Origin of the sequence: Rhodococcus xishaensis (assembly GCF_004011825.1) — a bacterium.
Classification (GTDB): Bacteria; Actinomycetota; Actinomycetes; order Mycobacteriales; family Mycobacteriaceae; genus Prescottella; species Prescottella xishaensis.
The window spans coordinates 319,027-338,443 of sequence record NZ_RKLO01000003.1; the positions used below are offsets into that span (position 1 = coordinate 319,027).

General features: G+C 66.3%; 17 protein-coding genes. 8 read left to right on the forward strand and 9 right to left on the reverse strand.

Annotation, left to right across the window (positions count from 1 at the left end; genetic code table 11):
- Positions 1–25: 25 nt before the first annotated feature.
- From EGT50_RS08875 to EGT50_RS08885, 3 genes are all read left to right on the forward strand, one after another.
- A complete protein-coding gene (locus tag EGT50_RS08875; protein ID WP_127953130.1) occupies positions 26–1,435 on the forward strand; it encodes a class II fumarate hydratase in 1,410 nt (469 codons plus the stop codon).
- A 63-nt stretch (positions 1,436–1,498) separates the two neighbouring features.
- The gene (locus EGT50_RS08880; RefSeq protein ID WP_127953133.1) at positions 1,499–3,091 is read left to right on the forward strand and encodes a serine hydrolase; all 1,593 of its coding nucleotides are present in this window, start codon (positions 1,499–1,501) and stop codon (positions 3,089–3,091) included.
- Positions 3,088–3,525, forward strand: a complete 438-nt coding sequence (locus EGT50_RS08885) for a limonene-1,2-epoxide hydrolase family protein (RefSeq protein WP_127953136.1) — start codon at positions 3,088–3,090, stop codon at positions 3,523–3,525. The genes EGT50_RS08880 and EGT50_RS08885 overlap by 4 nt, the downstream gene beginning before the upstream one ends.
- A gap of 43 nt (positions 3,526–3,568) precedes the next feature.
- On the opposite strand, the gene kstD is transcribed toward EGT50_RS08885, so the two are convergent.
- The 4 genes from kstD to EGT50_RS08905 all read right to left on the reverse strand — a co-directional run bounded on the left by kstD (position 3,569) and on the right by EGT50_RS08905 (position 9,585).
- Positions 3,569–5,272, reverse strand: a complete 1,704-nt coding sequence (kstD, locus tag EGT50_RS08890; protein ID WP_127953139.1) for a 3-oxosteroid 1-dehydrogenase — start codon at positions 5,270–5,272, stop codon at positions 3,569–3,571.
- Positions 5,273–5,372: 100 nt separating this feature from the next.
- Positions 5,373–6,683, reverse strand: a complete 1,311-nt coding sequence (locus tag EGT50_RS08895; protein WP_127953142.1) for a PhoH family protein — start codon at positions 6,681–6,683, stop codon at positions 5,373–5,375.
- A 303-nt stretch (positions 6,684–6,986) separates the two neighbouring features.
- Positions 6,987–8,297, reverse strand: a complete 1,311-nt coding sequence (glyA, locus tag EGT50_RS08900; RefSeq protein WP_127953144.1) for a serine hydroxymethyltransferase — start codon at positions 8,295–8,297, stop codon at positions 6,987–6,989.
- Positions 8,298–8,355: 58 nt separating this feature from the next.
- Entirely contained in the window at positions 8,356–9,585 is a 1,230-nt protein-coding gene (locus tag EGT50_RS08905; protein ID WP_127953147.1) for a DUF885 domain-containing protein, read from the reverse strand.
- 176 nt (positions 9,586–9,761) lie between these two features.
- On the opposite strand from EGT50_RS08905, the gene coaA reads away from it, so the two are divergent.
- Complete coding sequence (gene coaA / locus EGT50_RS08910; protein ID WP_127953151.1) at positions 9,762–10,694, forward strand: type I pantothenate kinase; 933 nt, start codon at positions 9,762–9,764, stop codon at positions 10,692–10,694.
- 51 nt (positions 10,695–10,745) lie between these two features.
- Here coaA and EGT50_RS08915 read toward each other — a convergent pair whose 3' ends face one another.
- Together EGT50_RS08915 and EGT50_RS08920 are read right to left on the reverse strand one after the other, a co-directional pair.
- A complete protein-coding gene (locus EGT50_RS08915) occupies positions 10,746–11,885 on the reverse strand; it encodes a serine hydrolase domain-containing protein (protein ID WP_127953155.1) in 1,140 nt (379 codons plus the stop codon).
- Positions 11,882–13,216 (reverse strand): flavin-containing monooxygenase, encoded by a 1,335-nt coding sequence (locus EGT50_RS08920; RefSeq protein WP_127953158.1) that lies wholly within the window; start codon positions 13,214–13,216, stop codon positions 11,882–11,884. The genes EGT50_RS08915 and EGT50_RS08920 overlap by 4 nt, the downstream gene beginning before the upstream one ends.
- A gap of 145 nt (positions 13,217–13,361) precedes the next feature.
- Here EGT50_RS08920 and EGT50_RS08925 point away from each other — a divergent pair, with 145 nt between their 5' ends.
- Complete coding sequence (locus EGT50_RS08925) at positions 13,362–13,991, forward strand: TetR/AcrR family transcriptional regulator (RefSeq protein ID WP_127953161.1); 630 nt, start codon at positions 13,362–13,364, stop codon at positions 13,989–13,991.
- 6 nt (positions 13,992–13,997) lie between these two features.
- Here EGT50_RS08925 and EGT50_RS08930 read toward each other — a convergent pair whose 3' ends face one another.
- Entirely contained in the window at positions 13,998–14,765 is a 768-nt protein-coding gene (locus tag EGT50_RS08930) for an isoprenyl transferase (RefSeq protein ID WP_127953164.1), read from the reverse strand.
- 209 nt (positions 14,766–14,974) lie between these two features.
- Positions 14,975–16,006 carry an RNA-guided endonuclease InsQ/TnpB family protein gene (locus tag EGT50_RS08935; RefSeq protein WP_127953167.1) on the reverse strand — a complete coding sequence of 344 codons (1,032 nt, stop codon included), beginning with the start codon at positions 16,004–16,006 and terminating at the stop codon, positions 14,975–14,977.
- A 116-nt stretch (positions 16,007–16,122) separates the two neighbouring features.
- Between EGT50_RS08935 and trhA the strand changes: the two genes are divergently transcribed.
- The 3 genes from trhA to EGT50_RS16995 all read left to right on the forward strand — a co-directional run bounded on the left by trhA (position 16,123) and on the right by EGT50_RS16995 (position 17,331).
- On the forward strand, positions 16,123–16,803 hold the full coding sequence (gene trhA / locus EGT50_RS08940; protein ID WP_127953170.1) for a PAQR family membrane homeostasis protein TrhA: 681 nt from the start codon (positions 16,123–16,125) through the stop codon (positions 16,801–16,803).
- 117 nt (positions 16,804–16,920) lie between these two features.
- Positions 16,921–17,058, forward strand: coding sequence for a hypothetical protein (locus EGT50_RS16990; RefSeq protein ID WP_164873369.1), 138 nt, complete (start codon positions 16,921–16,923; stop codon positions 17,056–17,058).
- 111 nt (positions 17,059–17,169) lie between these two features.
- The gene (locus EGT50_RS16995; RefSeq protein WP_164873370.1) at positions 17,170–17,331 is read left to right on the forward strand and encodes a hypothetical protein; all 162 of its coding nucleotides are present in this window, start codon (positions 17,170–17,172) and stop codon (positions 17,329–17,331) included.
- A 64-nt stretch (positions 17,332–17,395) separates the two neighbouring features.
- On the opposite strand, the gene EGT50_RS08945 is transcribed toward EGT50_RS16995, so the two are convergent.
- Positions 17,396–19,417 carry a thioredoxin domain-containing protein gene (locus tag EGT50_RS08945; RefSeq protein ID WP_127953173.1) on the reverse strand — a complete coding sequence of 674 codons (2,022 nt, stop codon included), beginning with the start codon at positions 19,415–19,417 and terminating at the stop codon, positions 17,396–17,398.

Here is a 19,417-nt window from a genome sequence, read left to right on the forward strand (position 1 = left end):
CCTCCCGCGGCATACCGTGTAGGCCATGACCGATTCCACCGACTCCCGTTTCCGCATCGAACACGACACGATGGGCGAGGTCCGGGTCCCGGTCGACGCGCTCTGGCGCGCACAGACCCAACGTGCCGTCGAGAACTTCCCGATTTCCGGCCGCGGTCTCGAACGTGCCCAGATCCGCGCGATGGGCTTGCTGAAAGCGGCCTGCGCCCAGGTCAACAAGGATCTCGGCCTCCTCGCCCCGGAGAAGGCGGACGCGATCATCGTCGCCGCGAACGCGATCGCCGACGGCCTACACGATGACCAGTTCCCGATCGACGTGTTCCAGACCGGCTCGGGCACGAGTTCGAACATGAACGCGAACGAGGTGATCGCAAGCCTCGCAGCGAGGGCGGGAGTGGATGTCCATCCGAACGACGACGTCAACATGTCGCAGTCGTCGAACGACACGTTCCCCAGTGCGACGCATATTGCCGCGACCGAGGCTGCCGTCACGGATCTCGTACCCGCGCTCAATCACCTCCGACTTGCCTTGCTCGGCAAGGCGACCCAGTGGAGGACGGTGGTCAAGTCCGGCCGTACGCATCTGATGGACGCCGTGCCGGTCACCCTCGGTCAGGAGTTCGGCGGCTACGCCCGCCAAATCGAGGCGGGTACGGAACGGGTGCTGGCGACGCTCCCCCGGCTCGGCGAACTGCCGATCGGCGGCACCGCCGTCGGGACCGGTCTCAACGCTCCCGACGACTTCGGCCCGCGCGTGGTCGCGGAGCTGGTGCGCAGCACCGGACTCGATGCCCTGACCCCGGCCCGGAATCACTTCGAGGCGCAGGCCGCGCGTGACGGCCTGGTCGAGGCATCCGGCGCGCTCCGCACTGTGGCCGTGTCGCTGACCAAGATCGCCAACGACATTCGGTGGATGGGATCGGGTCCGCTGACCGGTCTGGGCGAGGTCCGGCTACCGGATCTTCAGCCGGGCAGCTCGATCATGCCGGGAAAAGTCAATCCCGTTCTGCCCGAGGCGGTCACGCAGGTTGCGGCCCAGGTCGTCGGAAACGACGCCGCCGTTGCGTGGGGCGGCGCGGCGGGTGCGTTCGAGTTGAACGTCTACATTCCGGTGATGGCACGCAACATCCTGGAGTCGCTGCGCCTGCTCGCCAACGTCTCGCGACTCTTCGCCGACCGCTGCGTCGCGGGACTCGAGGCCGACGAGGAGCATTTGCGTACGCTCGCCGAGTCGTCGCCGTCGATCGTCACGCCGCTGAACTCGGTGATCGGCTACGAGGAGGCCGCCGCCGTTGCGAAACAGGCACTGAGGGAGCGGAAGACGATCCGTCAGACGGTGATCGACCGGAACCTGCTCGGCGACGACCTCACCGAAGCGGAACTCGATCGGCGCCTCGACGTGCTCGCGATGACGAACGTCGACCGCGACGAGTAGTCCTGAAACCCTCCGCCACCTGTCTGTACGTCCGCCCACGATCCGACGACGAAAAGGTCCAACATGCGCGTTCTCCGCCGATACCGATCGCTTGCAGTGGCCTTCGCTGCCGCGACCCTGACGGCCGGATGCACCTCTACAGCGACGGACACACCGCTCACGTCAACGATGGCGACGCCGGTCAACCCCGCGCAGGTCGCCGGCGTGCCCCTGCCCAAGGGTTCGGTCGCGGACGCCCTCGCCCAGCTCGACGGGCTCGCCGAGGACCTCATGGATTCTTCCGGAATCCCGGGCATGGCCGTCGCCGTCGTGCACGGTGGAACGACGGTGTACGCGAAAGGGTTCGGCGTCCGCGAGGCCGGATCACAGGACGAGGTGGACGCCGACACGGTTTTCCAGTTGGCGTCGCTGTCGAAACCGCTCGGGGCGACCGTCGTCGCGCATCAGGTAGGCAACGGGGTCATCGACTGGGACACCCCGGTCGCCGCGAAGGTGCCCGGATTTTCGCTCGCCGACCCGTACGCGACCGAGCAGGTCACCGTCGGCGACCTGTACGCGCACCGCTCCGGACTCCCTGATCACGCCGGCGACATACTCGAGGGTCTGGGCTACGACCGGCAACAGATCCTCGAGCGGTTGCACCTGCTCCCGCTCAACCCGTTCCGGAACTCGTACGCGTACACCAACTTCGGCCTCACCGCGGCTGCCGAGGCCGTGGCGAACGCGTCGGACACCGACTGGGCGACCCTGTCACAGCGGGCACTCTACGAACCACTGGGCATGTCGGCCACCAGCTCCCGTTACGCGGACTATGCGGCGCGCGAGAACCGTGCCGTGGGCCACGTGAAGGTCGACGGAACGTACGTCGCACAGGCGGAGCGTGATCCCGACCCACAGTCGCCCGCCGGAGGCGCCAGTTCGTCGGTGAACGACCTCGCCGCGTGGTTGAAGATGCTGCTCGACAACGGTGAGACCGACGGAGGGCAGCTGATTCCCGCCGAATCGCTGCTGCCCGCGATCTCGCCGCAGAACGTCTCTTCGGCGCCGACCTCCCCCGACACCCGCGCGAGCTTCTACGGTTACGGGTTCAACGTAGACACCAGCGCGGCCGGGCGCGTCACGCTCAGCCACTCCGGGGCATTCGCGCTCGGGGCGGCGACGAGCTTCGTCGCGATCCCATCGGCGGACGTCGCTATCGTCGCGCTCACCAATGCCGCACCGATCGGCGTCCCGGAGACCCTCACCTCCGAGTTCGCCGGCCTGGTCCAGTTCGGTGAGGTTCGCCAGGACTGGGCGGAACTGTACGAGAAGGCCTTTCCGACGATGCCCGATCCGGAAGATGCACCTACCGGGCAGACGCCACTGTCTACACCGATGCCGCCGCAGCCCCTCGCGACATACGTCGGCACATACGCCAACGACTACTTCGGTGCCGCACAGGTCACCGAACGCGACGGCGCTCTGATCCTTACGATGGGCCCCGAAGGGCTGGTGTTCCCGCTGACTTACGAGGACGGTGACGTGTTCACCTTCGCCCCCGCCCGTAAGGGTGGCCCAGCCGGCATGATCTCCAAAGCCACCTTCACCGACGACACCCTGTTGCTCGAGTTCTTCGATGCGAACGGGCTCGGCACGTTCACCAGGAGCGCACCGTGAACTCGACAGAGGACTCGAATCCGCCCAACGCGTCGGCCCGCGTCGTCGAGGAGTTGTTCGCTGCACTTTCCGACCTGGACGTCGACCGTGCCGTCGAGCACCTTGCACCCGACATCGTCTGGCAGAACACCGGACTGCCCACACTGCGGGGCCGGCGGAGTGTCGTCCGGGCGCTGCGGTTCGCCAACAGACCGGGGCTCCGCTTCGATGCGGTGATGCACCACGTCCTAGGGGACGGCAACATCGTCCTCGTCGACCGCACCGACACCTTGCAGGTTGGACCGGTGCGCTCGACGTTCTGGGTGCGTGGGACGTTCGAGCTGCGCGACGGCCGGATCACCGTCTGGCGAGACCGGTTCAGCTGGGGCAACGTCGCGCTGGGCACGATCACGGCAACCGCGCGGGAACTCTGGCGGCGGGTGCGCCCCGCTTAGGGGCCCTGTGTGGCACCGGTCCTCGAGGCCGAGTCGGGCCCCTTCAGTGGCCGCTGACCCGCTTGCCCGCCTTCTCCGCGATATCCAGCGCCGCGAGGTAGCCGAAGACGAGAGCGGGCCCGATCGTGGCGCCTGGACCGGCGTAGGTGTGGCCCATGACGGGAGCGCTGGTGTTGCCGGCCGCGTACAGCCCCTCGATGACGGATCCATCCTCACGCAGGGCACGTCCGGCGACGTCGGTGACGATGCCGCCCTTCGTACCGAGATCGCCGGGCACCATCTGCGCGGCATAGAACGGGACCTTGGAAAGCTCACCGAGGCTTGGGTTGGGCTTGTTGGTGATGTCGCCGTAGTAGTGGTCGTACTTGCTCTCGCCGCGATGGAAGTCCGTATCGACGCCCTTGCGCGCGAACCCGTTGAACCGCTGAATCGTCGCCGTCAATCTGTCGGCAGGCACGCCGATCTTCTCGGCGAGTGCCTCGATGCTCGACGCCTTGACGATTGCCCCGCTCTCGAGCCAACGGCGCGGAAGTGGAGCCCGGGCCGTCACGCCCGCGAAGAGGTAACGGTCGCGGTACGTCTGGTCGAAAATGAGCCAGCACGGCAAGTTCTCGCCGGGGCCCTCGCCCTGCCCCCACTCGCCGCCGTACATACGGTGCGTCGCTTCGACGTAGGGCAGCGACTCGTTCATGAATCGCTCGCCGCGGTCGTTGACCATGAGGCTGCCCGGCAGCGAGCGCTCTGCCAGCGCGAACCACGGCCCCTTGGGTAGCGGGATGGACGGGGCCCACCACGCGTCGTCCATGAAATCGATTGCAGTGCCGGCTTTCAGACCGGCATTGATGCCGTCACCGGTGTTCGACGGTGCCCCGATCGTCCAGTCCGCACTGATCGGTGCCCGCTGGTACTTCTTGCGCATCTCTTCGTTGGCATCGAAGCCACCGCATGCGAGGACGACGCCGTACTTGGCGCGGAGCGTGCGCTTCTTACCGCCGGAATCGACGACGATGCCGGTCACGGATCCATCATCGACCACCAGGTCGACCAGGCCGGTGTTCAGCCACAGCGGGACACCCGCTTGCCGTACGCCCAGCAGCAGTTCCGCCATGAGCGCGGCACCCATTCCGATCAGCTTCTGCCGCCGCGCCTTCGCGACGAACGTGCGCAGGCCGACACGAGCCATTCGGACCGGGCCTCGCCAGTGCCGGAGCCCGGTGCTGAGCCAGCGGTAATCCGATTGCTTCACAACGACGTTCAGCGGCGCCTTGCCGTACGTCGGGTGGAGCGTGTCGAGATCGTCACCTAGCGCGCGGGCGTCGAACGGCTTGGGCTCGCACGAACGTCCGGTGGACAGTCCACCGGGAGCCTCTGGGTAGTAGTCGGAGTAGTTCTTCACCCACTCGAGGTTCAGCGACGAGTTGTCGATGAGGAACTGCAACGCCTCCGGACCGCGATCGATGTAGGTGTCGATTCGGGCCGGGTCCACACCGGGGCCAATGATGCTGTGTAGGTAACGCCTCGCAGCCTCTATGTCGTCGGCGGGGGCATCGCGCTCGAGCACGGAGTTACCCGGGATCCAGACACCGCCGCCGGACCGCGCCGTCGAACCGCCCCAGTACTGGGACTTTTCGACGACGACGGTCCGCAACCCCTGCTTGGCGGCCGTGATCGCCGCGGCCATGCCGGCGCCGCCGGCTCCCACCACGACAACGTCGAACTGTTCGTCCGATCCCGCGTTCCCCGCCATGACCACCCCTCGGTGCGCACTGGAAATGTAGTGATCACAAACTAGAACACGTTTCAGTCACGGACAAGTGTTCAGCGTTGCCACCGATCCCAACCAGTGCTTACGGGTGCGGCCCGAACTCCTCGAGCATCTCGGTGACGAGTTCGGCGATGGGTGAGCGCTCACTTCGGGTGAGAGTGATGTGCGCGAACAGTGGGTGTCCCTTGAGCTTCTCGACGACCGCCGCGACGCCGTCGTGTCGCCCGACGCGCAGGTTGTCGCGCTGCGCGACGTCGTGGGTGAGCACTACCCGCGAACCGGTACCGATCCGCGAGAGCACGGTGAGCAGCACATTGCGCTCGAGGGACTGAGCCTCGTCGACGATCACGAACGAATCGTGCAGCGACCGTCCTCGAATATGCGTGAGCGGCAACACTTCCAGCATGCCGCGGCTCATCACCTCATCCATCACAGCGGGGCTGGCGAGACCGTCCAGGGTGTCGAAGACGGCCTGCGCCCACGGCTCCATCTTCTCGGTCTCGCTGCCGGGGAGGTAACCCAGCTCCTGACCGCCCACCGCGTAGAGCGGTCGGAACACGACAACTTTGCGGTGGCTGCGTCGTTCGAGAACCGCCTCGAGCCCCGCGGTGAGCGCCAGCGCCGACTTACCGGTGCCGGCCTTGCCGCCGAGCGAGATGATTCCCACGCTCTCGTCGAGCAACAGGTCCAACGCCACACGCTGTTCCGCCGACCGGCCGTGCAGGCCGAACGCCTCCCGTTCACCGCGCACCAACTGGACCCGCTTGTCCGGCGTCACCCGTCCGAGTGCACTCGAGGTACCGCTGAGAAGACGGATCCCCGTGTGGCACGGCAACTCGCGCGCCTCGTCGACCTCGACGACGCTCTCCGAGAACAGCTGGTCGATGACGCCGGGCGCGACGTCGAGCTCGGCCATGCCGGTCCAACCGGACAGGACAACGTCGTGGGCCCGGAACTCGTCCGCCGGCAGACCGACCGCACCCGCCTTCACGCGCAGCGGGATGTCCTTGCTGACGAGTACCACGTCCTTGCCGTCCGCGGCGAGATTGAGGGCGCACGCGAGAATTCTGGAATCGTTGCTGTCCGTACGGAATCCGACTGGAAGAACCGAAGGGTCGGTGTGGTTCAGTTCGACCTGGAGGGTTCCTCGCGTGGAGCCGATCGGTACCGGGCGGTCGAGGCGACCGAACTCGAGACGGAGATCGTCGAGCATCCGCAGCGCTTCCCGGGCAAACCACCCCAATTCGTGATGGTGTCGTTTGGCCTCGAGTTCACTAACGACGACCAACGGCAAGACCACTTCGTGTTCGGCGAACCGAGTAACGGCCCACGGGTCCGAGAGCAGGACCGAAGTGTCCAGAACGAAGGTGCGGACGGAGCTGATTGCGGTCACGTGAGGCTCCTCGCGTCTGCGTGACACCCGCGCAAACGTGTTCGATGGGACCGGTCCGAACCTGATGTGTCAATCGACACGGAGGCCGGGTGCCGGCCCCCTCGCACTGAGTAGTTCAAGCACGATCAGGACCTCCCGTACAGCCGGCTTCCCCTGCCGTCTGTTACCCCGCGAGGCTACGCCTGTCGACGAATCGCGAAGTGCACTCTGGCGGCGTGTCGGGTGAACGCCGAGTGAGGGCATCCGCCCGACGCCGCGCGGCCACGGGGAATGACGCCCGCAGGCGCCAGACCTTCGAACGTGTCAGGCCTTGGAAAGCAGTCCCCAGTTCTCGAGACCGTCGTAGAGCGGGAAGTCCTGCGCCAGCTTGGACACGCGGGCACGCAGGGCCGGGACGTCGGCGTCGGCGCCCTTGGCGAGCGCGGTCGCGATGATGTCGGCGACCTCTTTGAACTGCTCCTCACCGAAGCCTCGAGTAGCCAGGGCCGGGGTGCCGATCCGCAGGCCCGATGGGTTCATCGGCGGGCGCGGATCGAACGGCACCGCGTTGCGGTTGACGGTGATGCCGATCTCGTGGAGCAGATCCTCACCCTGCTGGCCGTCGAGTTGCGAGTTGCGCAGGTCGACCAGGACCAGATGGACGTCGGTGCCACCGGTGAGGACGGAGATGCCGTTGCCGGCGACGTCGGCACCGGCAAGCCGCTCGGCCAGGATCTTCGAACCCGTCAGGGTGCGCTCCTGACGCGCCTTGAACTCGGGGGTGCCGGCGATCTTCATCGCGACGGCCTTCGCGGCGATGACGTGCATGAGCGGCCCGCCCTGCTGGCCGGGGAACACGGACGAGTTGAGCTTCTTGGCCCACTCCTGCTTGGCCAGGATCATGCCCGAGCGGGGGCCGCCGAGGGTCTTGTGGACGGTAGTGGAGACGACGTCGGCGTGCGGCACAGGCGAAGGGTGGAGACCCGCGGCGACCAGGCCGGCGAAGTGCGCCATGTCGACCCACAGCTTGGCGCCGACCTCGTCGGCGATGGAGCGGAACGATGCAAAGTCGAGGTGACGCGAATATGCGGACCATCCCGCGATGAGCACCTGGGGACGCTCGGCAAGCGCGATGTCGCGGACCTGATCCATGTCGACGACATTCGTGTCCTCGCGGACCCCGTACGACGCGACCTGGTACAGCTTCCCCGAGAAGTTCAGCTTCATGCCGTGCGTGAGGTGGCCGCCGTGAGCGAGGTCCATACCGAGCAGCTTCTCGCCCGGGTTCATCAGCGCCATCAGCACGGCCGCGTTGGCCTGTGCGCCGGCGTGTGGCTGGACGTTCGCGAAGTCGGCGCCGAAGATCTCCTTTGCGCGGTTGCGTGCGAGGTCCTCGACGACATCCACGAACTCACAGCCGCCGTAGTAGCGGCGGGCCGGGTAGCCTTCGGCGTACTTGTTGGTCAGGACGCTGCCCTGGGCCTCGAGGACGGCGCGCGGAACGAAGTTCTCGGATGCGATCATCTCGAGGGTGTCCCGCTGACGCGACAACTCTCCCGCCATCGCGGTGGCGACCTCAGGGTCCAGTTCGGCGAGGGACGCGGTGTTCACGTCGGCAGCAGGCACGGCAGTCATCAGCGAATCTCCAGGCTGGATTGCGAAAGGATCGCCCCCAGTCTAGGGAACAAGCCTGTCAGCGCCCCAACGCGGCTCCGCCACCGCTGGCGACCTCATCGCGGAGCGCGCCCGGTGTGAGAGGTTCGTCGAGCAGCCGCTTGAACCGCGCGGACCGCTGCGAGCCGACCGGCGTCTGCGCCAGCCAACTCCCGAGCAGCCGGTAGCCCTCCACGTAGGTGCTGATGTAGGCGCGCCACAGCGGCGAGGACAAGAACCGCAGGCTCTGCTTCGCGCGTTTCGGACTCGACAGCGTCCACTGCTGCAGGAACGCCTCGACCTTCTCCGGGCTCGCGCCGCGGTCGTGCAGCATCAGCGCGGCGTCCTGTCGCACCGACAGCAGCCCACTCGCCGCCGCGGACAACTGCTCGGCTCGTTCGCCGTCGAACCGCATTCCCAGATCGGCGTAGATCTCCTGCGCCCACCGACCCCACCCCGGACCGATGACCGATTCCAACGCCAGGTCCGCCAACCCCTCAGCCATGAGGCACTGCGGGGTGTTGACGACGAAGAGCGTCTGCTCGAGTTGTCCGGTCCCGACGAGACCGGTCTCCTTGCGGCAGTGCTCGGTGTGGTGACCCGGGTAGGACTCGTGTGCGATCAACCGCGGCAGGTTCGCCATCTGCTGGTCGAGATCGGAGTTGATCGCGACGGTGGACCGGTATCCGCCGAGGTAGTAGTTGAACCCGGACCACGGCTTGTCACCGACTACCTCGTAATCGACCCGTTCGGTCTCGGGCAGCGTGTACTCCACGCGCACCCGGTCCCGCAGCGCGCTGTTGAACGCCTCGACACACTCGCGCAGCCGGTTCGGCGGGTTACGGTCGGCCGCCCGATGCGCCTCCATCCGTTCGACAAGCGTCCCCGGACCAGGCAGGACGGCGTCCATGCGGCGGTGCGCCTCGCGGTACTCGTCCTCGTTGCCCACTTCGATTCGCACGTCGAAGTAGGCCGAGACCTCGTCGACGAAGCCGATGTCGTCGCCCGCAAACTTGCGTGCCGAACACTCCAGCGCTGTCAGATGGGCGTCGAGGAAACGGGTGCGCTCTCCCGCGAGCCCCGCAGATGCGAGATCGGAGCGCAGCGCACGAGCGTCCGCAGCCAGCCGACGGGGATCGGGCGTCGGCTCGTTCTCCACCTGCTGGCGAAGGGCCGGGTCGCCGGTGTAGGCATCGACGAAGCCCTCCTCGAGGCGGTCGAATTTCAGACCCAGCAGAAGGTAGTCGCGTACCAATTCGTCCGGTTCCATGGTCGGGACCCTAGCCGGTGCGGGCCCTGGTCGCTCACCTGTGGTTTCCGCCGTGATCCGGACCCGCCGCAGCAGGCGTGTGTGGCTGCGAGCACAATTTGCCCTATGCACCTGCCTTCCCCCAGCACGCGCATGGACCGGTCGCAAGCAACGACCCTCTCGCGGGAGGAGCGGCGATGGCGCGGGTGAGCGAATCGAGTCCCTATGTCGAGTTCGACCGCAAGCAGTGGCGAAAGCTCCGCAAGTCGACACCGCTCGTTCTCACTGCCGAAGAGCTCGTCGGGCTCCGAGGCCTCGGTGAACAGATCGACCTCGACGAGGTTGCCGAGGTCTATCTTCCGCTCGCTCGTCTGATCCACTTGCAGGTCGCCGCCCGCCAGCGCCTGTTCGCCGCTACCGCGACCTTCCTCGGGGAGAAGCACCCCGATCGTCAGGTGCCGTTCGTCATCGGCGTCGCCGGTAGCGTGGCGGTCGGCAAGTCGACCACCGCCCGTGTGCTGCAGGCGCTGCTCGCCCGCTGGGAACATCACCCGCGGGTAGACCTCGTCACCACCGACGGATTCCTCTACCCCACCGCCGAACTGACCCGCCGGGGCATCATGCACCGCAAGGGTTTTCCCGAGAGCTACGACCGCCGCAAACTGCTACGGTTCGTCACCGAGGTCAAGTCCGGTGCGGAAGAGGTTGCAGCGCCGGTGTATTCGCACGTCTCGTATGACATCGTGCCCGGCCAGTACCACCTCGTTCGGCAGCCCGACATCCTCATCATCGAGGGTCTAAACGTGCTGCAGACCGGTCCACGACTGATGGTCTCGGATCTCTTCGACTTCTCGATCTACGTCGACGCGCGGATCGAGGACATCGAGAACTGGTACATCAAGCGTTTCCTGGCGCTGCGCAAGACGTCCTTCTCCGACCCGAACGCGCACTTCCACCATTACGCCGCGCTCTCGGACGAGCACGCGACGCTCGCTGCCGAGGACATCTGGAACTCCATCAACCGGCCGAATCTGGTCGAGAACATTCTGCCCACCCGTCCGCGTGCGACGCTGGTGCTACGCAAGGATGCCGACCACACGATCAACCGCCTGCGCCTGCGCAAGCTTTGACCGAGAAGGGTGTCCTTTGCGCCCCCCTCCAGACGCAAAGGACACCCGGGTCTACAGCGCCGCGTAGGCCTGCGCGAGATACTCCTCAGTGCGCGGTGCACCCAGGAGTTGAGGGGTCATCTTGTTCATCACGTACGCGAACGTCATCCTGCGGTCGAGGTCGTTGACGACTATCGACCCGCCGTACCCGGACCACCAGCAGACCCGTCCTTCGGGGATCGACGGGTAGACGGGTGAAGCCGACAGCGCGTACCCGAGGCCGAAACGCAGTGGCACACCGAGTACCTGGTCGACGCCGTCGGCCTGCACGTCGTAGATCCGGTCTACCGTCTCGGGTCGCAGCAACTGCTCCCCCGACAAGGTCTTCCCGCCGTGCGAGACAACCGATTGGATGAGGGCTACCGACCGCGCGTTGCCATGGCCGTTCACAGCGCCGATCTCCGCGCCGCGCCACATCCGGCTCGATGTCTCCGGCACCGGGATCATCGGATTCGTCATCGTCTTGACGAAGACGCCGTCGGGCGGCAACGCCGAGTAATCGAATCCCGTTGGCGGTGGTGCGATCAGAGGAGCGATCCTCGGGTCGACGTCGACGGGCGTGCTGATGAAGTAGTCGGCGCCGCAGGCCTCTGCGACCTCGGTAGCGAAGAACTCGCCGAGGCCCACCCCGGTGATCCGACGAAGCATGCCGCCCACCAGGTGCCCGTAGTTGGTCGCGTGATAGCCGGACGCCGTGCCGGGCTGCCACCACGGCGCCTGTTCCGCGAGCAGATCTTCCGAGCGGACGGCCTCACAGATGTCTGCGATCGTGACCGACTGCTGCCAACCGCTCACTCCGGATGTGTGGCCGAGGATATGGCGCACCAGTACGCCCTCCTTGCCGTTCGCTGCGAACTCCGGCCAGTATCGAGCGACCGGAGCCTCGAGATCGAGTTGCCCGCGGTCGACAAGCAGCAGGGCCACGAGCGCGGTCATCGTCTTCGTCAGCGAGTACGTGTTGGCGATGGTGTCCTTGACCCAGCGCCCGCCGGTATCGACGTCCGAGACGCCACCCCACAGGTCCACCACGGTCTCCCCGTCGACCACGACGCACACCGAGGCTCCGACGTCGGTGCCGTCTTCCAGGTTGCGCTGCAACAGATCTCGGAGACAGTCGAACTCGGAAGCCGCGAACCCCTCGGCGGCGGTCACCGGACACCCACCGGGGTGCGCTGAGCCCTCTTCTCGCCGGCAGTGATCTCCTTCTTCAGGTCGCGCACATACCGCGCGAAGTCGACCTGGATGGTGTGCCGCGGCGCCTGGTAGTACTGCGCGAGGCTGGCCGCATCGTCGACGGCGATGATCTGGCGCATCTCGTCGTCCGAGGGCGGCGTGTACGCGCCTGTGAGCACTCCGGCCACCAGTTTGCTCTGCTGCTCGGCGAGATTGACGATCGTCGGGGATGACTGGGCGAGGCCCATGAAGAAGAGGTTGTCGGTGCCAGGCTGCATGATCCGCTTGAACAGCGGGAAACGGTGCTGGTCATCGGGATTCAACGCCGGATCACGGAAGAAGGGGAAGCTCATCTTGTAGCCGGTCGCGCACACGATGACGTCGGCGGGGATCCGACGTCCGTCGACGAGCCGAACATGGTCACCGTCGAGCGCTTCGATCGCCGGAACGCACGTCAGATCACCTGATCCTGCCTTGGCGAGGAAGTCGATACTCACCGACGGATGCGCGCTGAGCGGTTCGTGGTCGGGTTCGGGCAGACCGTAGTCCTGCATTCGGCCGAGCGCCTTCTTGATCTTGCGCCGGGCGATCGCCAATCCCAGCTTCCTGGGCATCCACGGCGGCATCATCATCTTGTCGGCCGGCATGCCTTCCCGGTACTTCGCGAGGACCCAGACCCCCCGCCGCGCGGATACCCACACGTGCGCTGCGATCGACCGGTGCGACAGCTCCGACGCGATGTCCAGCGCCGAGTTGCCCATGCCGACCACCACGATGTTCTTGCCACGCATGTCTATCGGATCGAGGGCGTTGAGATATTCGTGGCTGTGGATTACCTGGCCGTCGAACTTGCCCGGGTACTCAGGCATCCGCGGGTCCCAGTGGTGACCGTTTGCCACGACGAGCGCGTCGTACGTGCGGACGTCGCCGTTGTCGAGAGTGACAGACCATCGACCGTCCTCGAGACGCTCAGCCTTTTGGACCATCGTCCGAAATGTGATGGTGTCGCGCAGATCGAATTTCTCAACGTAGTCGCGAAAGTAGCTGTGCATCAGCGAGTGGTGTGGGAAATGCGGCCAGTCCGCGGGGACCGGGAAGTCCTCGAACTGAAGACGCGTCGACGACGTGTCGATGTGCAGGCTCTCGTAGCACGCCGACATCCCCGTCGGATTCTTGTAATACCAGTTGCCACCGACGTCGTCGGACGCCTCGAAGCAGTCGTACGGGATGCCATGATCCTTGAGGCGTTTCGCCGTGGTGAAGCCAGAACAGCCGGCACCGATGATGCACACTGTGGGCAGCTGGGGCATTCAGTTACCTCCCGTCGATCGAGTTCGAATCGGACATCGCATTCGATGTGATTTACGTCATAGAACCGGATTCGCTGACACACTGTCAAGCGAACGGCCGAAGGTCGAATCGAGCGCGTCCGTACGATGCAATCGGAGGTATGCGGTGAACCAGATTCATGGGGTGCCCAGGACCAAACCGACGCTGCGGGCCGAACAGAAGCGGCAGACACGACGGCGCCTCCTCGACTGCGCCCGAGAACTGTTCGCAGCCAACGGGTACGCAGCCGTGAAGATCGAGGACATCGCGACCGCGGCCGGCTGCAGCCGCGGTACGTTCTACCTGCACTTCTCCGGCAAGACCGACATCCTCCGCAAAATCGGCTCCGAGTCGATGGACCCGAGGCCGGTGTCGGTCTACGCCGACCTCGACGCAGTGCTCGACAACGCAACGCGGGAGGAGTTCACGCAGTGGATCGAGCGAGCCATCGAGTGGTTCGACCGCAACCGGGCGATCCTGCCGGCCTGGGACGAGGCGCTGGTCCTCGAGCCGGCTTTCCGGGAGCCCGCAAGGGAGGCGATCGCGGCGCTGCCGGATGCGATGCCGTCCTACCTGGCGCGCTGGGGCGATGACCGTGAGCGCGAGGCCCGACTACGGATCCAACTGCTGGTTACCCAACTGGAGCGGTTCTTCACCCGATGGGCCGTGCAGGGCACGATCGAAATTTCCCGCGACGAGGCCGCGGAGGTCCTCACCGACATCTGGTTCCCGGCCCTCACGCCGCCACACGCGTGAGGGCTCTCAAGCTCCGAAGCGACGGTGCCGGGCTGCGTAGTCGCGCAGCGCGCGGAGGAAGTCGACACGCCGGAACTCCGGCCAGTAGGCCTCGGTGAACCAGATCTCGGAGTATGCGCTCTGCCACAACAGGAACCCTGACAGGCGCTGCTCCCCCGACGTACGGATGACCAGATCGGGATCCGGCTGACCCGACGTGTAGAGGTGGCCTTCGATGCCCTCGACGCTCATGGCCTCCAGGAGGTCGTCCCCGGTGAGTCCCTGGCCTAGCTTGTCGCGCAGCAGCGCCCGAACGGCGTCGGCGATCTCCTGCCGCCCGCCGTACCCCACCGCCACATTGACATGGGTGCCTGTCCGGCCCTGCGTGCCCTCGGCAGCCTCACGCAGCCGCCGCGCCTGGTCCTCGGGCAACAGATCGAGAGTGCCGACGATCTTCACGCTCCAGTTCTGGCCCGCGCCGGAAATCTCCTCGACCACCTCGGTGATGATCTCGAGGAGGGTGTCGAGCTCCTCCGGCTCGCGGCGGAGGTTCTCCGTGGACAGCAGGTAGATCGTGGCCATCTCGATGCCGGCAGCGTCGCACCAGCGAAGCAGTTCCGCGATCTTGCGGGCACCCATTCGGTGACCATGACTGACGTCGGTGAACCCGTTCTCACGAGCCCAACGTCGATTTCCGTCGCACATCACCGCCACATGGCGCGGATGCTGTAAACCGTCGAGCCGGCGAAGGAGCCGTCGTTCATAGATGCTGTACAGCAGGCCGCGCACCTTCACCTGGACATCACCACGGGATCAAAGACTACGCCGCGAGCCTCGGGTGCCGGCGACGCCCGCCCAGTGTCGTGCACGCCTCACCCGCCTGCCCTACCGCACCTACGTCACCGTAGGTTACGGTTCCCGCATTTGATGGTTGATCCCGGTTGGAGCCGGGGACAGGGGCGTGTCTTAACGGTTCCCACGGCTGAAGCCGGGGGATTTCCAGCTCAGGCTGCACCGTCAACCGACCTAGGAGGGGGCCGAAAGTGACTTATGCCGTCGACGCTGGTGTGGCCCCGTTCTGCCACAGCCAGAACAACTCTGGCGGCGTTCCGGTCCCGACTATCGGTGTGTCCGCAGGTCTGGCACCGGAAGATGCGTTCGTCGCGTTCGAGTTGCTGCTTGGCTCTCGCGAAGCAACTCGAACACGTCATCGTCGTGTACGCGGGCTGAAAGATCACCACCTTCCGTCCGGCCCGCCCGGCACGGTCGATCAGTTCTCGTTTGGCAGCCCCGATGGCCGCGTCGGCGGCCTTGCGGGCCATCGTGGAGCGGGCCAGGAACCTCGGTCTGAAGTCCTCCACCGCGATCAACTGGTGGTTGTCGACGACCTTCTTGGCCCACACCCGCGAGTCGTGTTTCGTTTGCCGGGCCGTTTTCTTGTGGAGCTTCGCCGCCTGCCGGCGGGCGCGCTGGTAGCTGGTCGCCGTCGTGGTGACACCCCAGTCGACACCGATTCCACCGTCCACGACCGGGGCGGTTCGGGCTTCACGGCGGACGACGAACGAGGCGTACCAGTGCCCCAGGCTGTCCCGATACACCCGGACGGAAGTGGGCGTGGACGGCAGCTCCTGCGACCACACCACCGGCACGCTCACCCCCTTCGACAGCACCAGCCTCCGGTCCCGGATGGAGAATCCGCGGGTGGTGTACTCGAGCGACGGCAATGCCTTCTTACGCGACTTTGGCTGCGGCCGTCCCCGGCCGCGTACCGTGAACGAGTGGTCCAGGGCCTGACTGTAGGTGCGGAGCGTCTGCTGCTGCGCGACCTGGGAACCCTTACGCAGCCACGTGTTCGAGCCGCGGGCGGCAGTAAGGAGTTTCGACAGCTTCCCGAACGTCGGCTTCTGACCCAACTTGTGCTGGTGGACGGCCTCGTTCCACAGGAACCGGCAGCGATGCCACACATCGAGCAACGCACGCTCGGCCCGCGCGCCGGGGCGCAGACGATACGCGTACCGCACCACCTCTCCCCCCATGAGCGGAAAACTAACCGCCCCCACCGACACAACAGGAGAAACCGCATGTCGGACGAAAGACCTGACCGCTCTTCCCTCCCCACGATTGAAGCCGGGGGCGTCCCGGGCGGTGCTCGATGACAGTTCTGGGACTCGACGACCTCGCGTCGGGCTTACCGGTCAAACCGCGGATGCGCGGCTGGATCCACGCCTGGTCCCTCGTGGTCGCGTCGATCGCGAGCGTGACTCTGATCGCGCTCGCGTTCACTCTCGAGTCCGCCCGGGCCGGCATAGCGACCGCCGTTTACGGCGCCACCGTGTGCGGCCTGTTCGCGGTGAGCACGACGTACCACCGGATCCATTGGCACACTGTCGAAGCCCGGACCCGGATGAAGCGCGCTGACCACTCGATGATCTTCCTGTTCATCGCCGGTAGCTACACACCGTTCAGCCTCCTCGCGCTGCCGCCGAACACCGGTGCGATCCTGCTCACCGTCGTCTGGGTCGGTGCCCTTGCGGGGGTCGTGCTGAAGATGTCGTGGCCGCACGCTCCGCGCTGGGTGGGCGTGCCCCTGTATCTGCTGCTCGGCTGGGCGGTCGTCCCGGTAGCGGGAGAACTCGTCCACCAGGCCGGCGTTGCGCCACTCGTCCTGCTCGCGGTCGGCGGCGTCTTCTACAGCGTCGGCGCGGTGCTCTACGCCACCAAGTGGCCGAACCCGTGGCCGCGGACCTTCGGGCATCACGAGTTCTTTCACGCCGCCACCGCGATCGCAGCCCTGTGTCATTTCATTGCGGTGTACCTGGTGGTGTTCGGGTAGCCCGCACTGGCGCCTTTGACACGCGAATTCGGATGACACGCGAATTCGGGAATCGCCGAAATCCCGCCAACGATACCGACTGATTGTTACTCTCTCATGCGGTGCAAGCCATTCGGCTTGGACGCACAGCTCGCCCGCGAAACGGAAGACCCGTATCGACCGCTTTACAGGGAGAAGCCCATGACCTCGATCGCCGAACTGCTCGGCCTGGATATCACCATCGGCGAGCCGTACCCGGGCTTCTTCGGGAGCTGAAACACCACAGCGGTAGCACGCGACGGGTATCGCGCTTCGCTCGCGAAGACTGCGCATTCCTATCCCAGGCAGACCGAACGATCGGATCTGCCGCAACCCTGGAGGTAGATCATGGACACAGGCTCGATAGTGGAAATCTTCGCCATCATCCCCGGCAGCATCGAAATCGTGAGCATCGCGGTCTTCGAGTCGATCGAATTCGTTCTGGCGAGCGTGAGCGAGATCTTCGCCGGCAGCAGCGAGTCCGGCGGCCAATCCGTCGGCCAGTCCTGACCAGGACCTCCTGGGCAACCACGCGACACGGCCCGTGCAGCAACGCTGCACGGGCCGTGTCCGTTCACAGACTGGCGAGTTCGCGCAGATCCTCGAGGTCGGTCACCGGCCGGTCGCACACGAATCCCCGGCACACGTAGGCGGTCGGGGCCCCGCCGATCGGCGGCCGATCCGCGAGCAGCGGCATCGAATCGGCTAGACCCGCAACCACGACCGCGCCGCCGGGTGCCAGTCGACGCGCCTGCCTGGCCAGCTCGGAAGGCGAGTCCAGCGAGTCCTCGGACACTGCGATCTGGAGGGGCCCTCGCACCGACGCCTCGGCGACCGCGAGCCAGTGCCCCGCAGACCGTGGTGCACGCTGCAGAACTACCGCCGCGCGGCCCAGTGACTCCGCCGCAGCCGCTGCGTACTTCGTCGACCGATCCATACCCACCAACGACGACGCGGTCAGCAGCGCCTCCGTCGTCACCGACCCGCCCGAGGGCGTTGCGCCGTCGAGCGGATCACGTGGACGGCTCACCAGGGTTTCGGCGTCGTCGGCGGTGTCGAACCAACTCCCGTCCTGATCGGGGTCCGAGAAGTGGCCGATCGCTGTGTCCAGCAACTCGGTTGCCGCATCCAGCCATTCATCCGCGCCCGTCACCTGGTGCAGCGCCAGAAGTCCGGTCGCCAGCGCGCCGTAGTCCTCGAGGATCCCCGCAGACGCCCCTGCCACCCCGGCGAGCGACGCCCGTCGCAGTCGTCCGTCAACGACGTGGGTAGTGAGGAGGACGCGCGCGCATTCCTCTGCCGCCCATACCCATTCGGGTCGGTCGAGGGTGGCTCCGGCCTCCGCGAACGCGGTGATCGCGAGCCCGTTCCACGCGGTGACCACCTTGTCGTCCCGTGCCGGCTGTGGGCGACGCGCTCGTGCCGCGAACAGGCGTGCCCGCACGTCGGCGAACCGCGCGTCGTCGGATGGGTCGTCGAGCAGTTGCAGAACCGAGGATCCGCGTTCGAACGTCCCCTCCTGCGTCACCGCGAAAGTCTCCGCGGCCCATGCACCCTCGTCGGGTCCGAGCGCCTCGGTCAGTTGGGTGCGCGTCCACGCGTAGGTCAGGCCCTCTTCGCCATTGGTATCGGCGTCGAGCGCCGAAGCGAACGCGCCCGCGCCGGTACGTAGGTCGCGCAGCATGAACTCGGCGGTCTCTTCGGTGACCCGCCGCGCGAGTGCGGAATCCGTACGGCGTGCCAGGTGTGCGTAGAAACGCAACAGCAGCGCGTTGTCGTAGAGCATCTTCTCGAAGTGCGGGACGACCCACTCGGCGTCGACCGAGTAGCGGGCGAAGCCGCCACCGATCTGGTCGTAGATGCCACCGCGGGCCATCGCCTCGGCGGTGCGCATCGACGCGTGCAGTACCGGCGCGGCGCCGGTCCGTTCGTACGAGCGGAGCAGACCCTCGAGCAGCATCGCCGGCGGGAACTTGGGAGCGCCACCAAACCCTCCGTGATCGCGATCCTCGTCGCGGAGCACGCTCGCGACAGCTCCCGACAGAAGCGTGACGTCCACGGGCGGCCCGCCTGCGGGCAGTGCCCCGCTGCTGCGACGAAGTTCGGTTACCACCGATGCGGCGGCGTTGTCGACGTCGCCACGGCGGGTGCGCCAGGTGTCCGTGATCGCGTTCAGCAACTGGGTGAACGAGGGCATCCCGCCGCGCGGCTGCGCCGGGTAATAGGTGCCGCAATAGAACGGGGCGCCGTCCGGGGTGAGAAAGCATGTCATCGGCCAGCCGCCCTGACCCGTCATCGCGACGGTCGCGTTCATGTAGACCGAATCCAGGTCGGGGCGCTCCTCGCGATCGACCTTGATGCACACGAAGTGCTCGTTCATCACCGCGGCAGTATCGGCGTCCTCGAACGACTCGTGTGCCATCACATGGCACCAGTGGCACGATGCGTACCCGATCGACAGGAGGATCGGGACGTTTCGCTCGCGGGCCCAGGCGAGCGCCTCCGGACCCCACTGCTGCCAGTGGACCGGATTGTCGGCGTGCTGCCGCAGATACGGGCTGGTCGCGCCACCTAGGGTGTTCCGCTCGAGCGACAC